This window comes from Methylosinus sp. R-45379, assembly GCF_001644125.1.
GTDB lineage: Bacteria > Pseudomonadota > Alphaproteobacteria > Rhizobiales > Beijerinckiaceae > Methylosinus.
Map to the genome: position 1 here is coordinate 1 of NZ_LUUM01000038.1, position 3,420 is coordinate 3,420.

A 3,420-nucleotide genomic window follows, 5' to 3' on the forward strand; every position below is an offset into this window, starting at 1 on the left:
GTTAACGGACAGACTCTAAAGGCGCACAACGTCATTGCGAGCCACAGGCGAAGCAATCGAGTGGCTTCGCGCGATGATAGCGAATGTGCTCGAGCCCCCTCCCCAGCCCTCCCCCGCTTCGCGGGAGAGGGGGCAGATTGCGCGCTTCATGGAGATTTCGTGTAGCGTTTGCCGCCTCCCTCTCCCGCGCAGCGGGGGAGGGTGAGGGAGGGGGCCTTCGCCGTGAAGGATTTCAGTCGCGCGCGGTGTTCAGCACCGTCACGCCGCGGAAACGCGCCGCCGGCGCGCCATGCGAGACCGGCGCGAGCTGCATCGGCTCGGCCTTGCCGCAAGTGAAGGTGCCGCACAGCCGGTAGGTGGAGGCGTCGCCGAGTCCGTCGAGCGAATTCCAAAACGGAATGGTGCGGCCCTGATAGGCCGCGTCGCGCACCGGCTCGCCGAGCTTGCCGTCGCGGATCTCGTAGAACATCTGGCCGCCGAATTGGAAATTGTCGCGCTGCTGATCGATGCTCCAGCTTCCCGCGCCGACGATATAGAGCCCCTTCTCGACGCCGCCGATCAGCTCCTCGAGCTTGCAGGCATCAGGATTGGGCGCCAGCGAGATATTGGGCATGCGCTGAATGGGAAAGGCGGTCGGATCATCCGCATAGGCGCAGCCGTTGGAGCGCTCGGCGCCGATGAGATGCGCCTGACCGAGCGCCATTTGGAAATTGCGGAACACGCCATTGGAGACGATCTCGAATTCCGCGCGCTCGCGCGGCGCGCCATCGTCGTCGAAGGCGATGCTGGCGAGTCCGCCCTCCTGCGAGCGATCCGCCTTGATCGTCATCAGCTCGCTGCCGAAGCGCAGATTGTCGAGCATATGCGGCTTGACGAAAGAGGTGCCGGCGAAATTCGCCTCCCAGCCGAGCGCGCGATCGAGCTCGGTGGAATGGCCGACAGTCTCGTGAATGGTGAGCCAAAGATTGGTGGGGTCGATGACGACATCGGTCACGCCCGCCTCGACGGGCTTGGCGCCCAGCTTTTGGCGCGCATCCTCGACGGCCTGCCGCGCCTCGCCGAGGAGATCGCAGGAGAGCGCATGCTCCCAGCCGGCGGCGCGCGCCGGAGCGAGACTCTCGCGCGTCGCGAAACGGCCGGAGGCCTTGTCGATCAGCGTGACCTCGAAAGAGGGCTGCGTGCGCGTGCGCGACTGGAAGATGCGGCTGCCGCGGCTGTCGGCGAAGAGTCGCTCCTCCGTGGCGAAGGCGAAGGAGGAAACGCAATAATCCGCGCCCGCCGCCAGCGCCGCGGCGTTGACGGCGACGAGGCGCTCGACCTTGGCCGGCGCATCGACGGCGAAAGGATCGACGCCGAGCGGCATGATCCATTCGGCGACATGCGGCTCGGTCTCCTCGATCTGCACGGGCGCGACGCGGATGGGCGCGACGGCGCGGGCGTTGTGAATCGCGCGCTCCACCGCCGCGGCTATGGCGCCTCGCTCCAGCGAGCGCGCGCCATAAAAGCCCCAGCAGCCATCGACGAGCACGCGCAGGCCGAAGCCGGGGCTGACGCTCTCGAAAAATTCGTCGAGCCGATCTTCCTTCGCCTGGACGAATTGGCGGCGCGTCTCGCCGAGGCGAATATCGGCGTAGCTCGCTCCGGCGCGGCGCGCGGTGGCGAGCGCTGTCTCCGCCAGCTCGGCGAGACGGGCGCGGTCGAGGCGAAACGGCGCGGCCGTCCGCGAAAGGTCTTTGGGATTATGCGCTACGGTCATGGTTCCCTCGCCGCCGAAGGATAGACTGGGAGCGGCGGCGAGGGAAAGCCGTTTCAGTGCAGAACGGCGAAGCCCTGCTTCTTGTAGAAGCCGGCGGCCTCCGGACCCTTCAGAAAGGCGAAGAATTTCGCCGCCGAGTCACTCGTCGAGGAGGCGGTCAGCGCGAAGGGATAGACGATCGGCGGGTGCGACGAGGCCGGGAAGGTCGCGACGACCGAGACCTTGGGATCCGAATGCGCGTCGGTCAGATAGACGATGCCGAGCGGCGCCTCGTCACGCGCGACGAAGAGGAGCGCGGCGCGCACATTCTCGGCGAAGGCGAAGCGCGGTTCCAAATCCTCCCACAGGCCGAGCTTCGTCAGAGCGGCCTTGGCGTATTTGCCCACAGGGACGGAGGCCGGATCGCCGGTGGCGATGCGTCCGCTGTCGCCGAGCGCGCCCAGCAGCGAGGCTTTGTCCAGCGCGAGCTTCTTCACGTTGGCGATCTTGGGCGCGATGAGCACGAGGCTATTGCCGAGCAGATCGGTGCGCGAGCCCTCCTTCAGCAGCCCGCGCGAGGAGAGATAATCGGCGGAGGCGGTGTCGGCCGAAATGAAGATGTCGGCCGGCGCGCCCGATTCGATCTGCTTGGCCAGCGGCAGGGAGGCCGCATAGCTGATGGAGACCTCGACGCCGGTCTTCTTCTTGAAGGCCGCAGCGGCGTCATCCAATGCATTCTTGAGGCTCGCCGCCGCGAACACAGTCACCGTCTTGGCGCCGGTAGCCTTATCGGCCGCGGGAGCCTCTGCAGAGGCCGGGGTGAAATTCAGCGACAGAAAAGCGGCGACGAGCGCCAGACTTGCCAGTTTGACCATGAGAACCACTCCGATGATCGGCTCGGATGGATGAGCCTTGTCTTACTTATGCATATATTTTGCCTATTTGTGAGTCTTTCACATAATTTCGCATAGGAATAGCAAATTGCGACTGGCTCTGGATCGCGCGCCTTTGTTGGTGGTGCGGGATAATTGGGAGATTGTCGCCGAAGGCTGGCTATGTTAATTTTCCGCATCTCGGAAAAAACACACAATGTCTGAATTTCTCACCACGCGCGAGCTCGCCGCGCTGCTGCGCGTCAAGGAGCGCAAGGTCTATGATCTCGCCGCGGAAGGCGCCTTGCCTGTACGCCGCGTCACCGGCAAGCTGCTGTTTCCCCGCATCGAGATCGAGGAGTGGCTGGCCGCGGGCGCGAGCGGCCGGGCTCCGCGCGGCGAAGGCTCGGCGACGCGTCCGCTCGTCGTCGCCGGCGGCCATGATCCGCTGCTCGAATGGGCGTTGCGCGAATCGCGCTGCGGCGTCGCGGCGCTGCTCGACGGCGCGCTGGACGGGCTCGAGCGCGCCGCCGCGGGCGGCTGCATCGCCGCCGGACTGCATATTCCAGAGCCGGACGACGGCTGGAATGTCGAGACGGTGGAGAGACGGCTCGCGGGCGAGCCGATCGTCGTCGTGGAATGGGCCAAGCGCCGCCGCGGGCTGATGTTTCGCAAGGGCCTCGCCCGGCGCATCGACGGGCTCGCCGATGTGCGCGACCTCGCCTTCCAATCACGCCAGCCGGAGGCGGGCAGCGAGCTCGTCCTCACCCAGCTGCTCGCGCAGGCGGGGATGAAGCGCGAGCATCTGCGCCT

The 3,420-nt window shown here is 66.2% G+C and carries 3 protein-coding genes; 1 reads left to right on the forward strand and 2 read right to left on the reverse strand.

Going from position 1 to position 3,420, the window contains the following annotated elements; all coding sequences use genetic code 11:
- Positions 1-232: 232 nt before the first annotated feature.
- Positions 233-1,756, reverse strand: coding sequence for a TldD/PmbA family protein (locus A1351_RS02450; protein WP_064032053.1), 1,524 nt, complete (start codon positions 1,754-1,756; stop codon positions 233-235).
- A 53-nt stretch (positions 1,757-1,809) separates the two neighbouring features.
- Entirely contained in the window at positions 1,810-2,610 is an 801-nt protein-coding gene (modA, locus tag A1351_RS02455; RefSeq protein WP_064032054.1) for a molybdate ABC transporter substrate-binding protein, read from the reverse strand.
- Between the two features lie 214 nt (positions 2,611-2,824).
- Here modA and A1351_RS02460 point away from each other — a divergent pair.
- Positions 2,825-3,420: helix-turn-helix transcriptional regulator (locus tag A1351_RS02460; protein WP_064032055.1), on the forward strand; the 596-nt coding region annotated here is incomplete at its 3' end.

What these genes read in the sequence shown, in the direction of transcription:
- modA (WP_064032054.1), bottom strand. Translation starts at nt 2,610, where the DNA reads ATGGTCAAACTGGCAAGTCTGGCGCTCGTCGCCGCTTTTCTGTCGCTG.
- A1351_RS02450 (WP_064032053.1), bottom strand. Translation starts at nt 1,756, where the DNA reads ATGACCGTAGCGCATAATCCCAAAGACCTTTCGCGGACGGCCGCGCCG.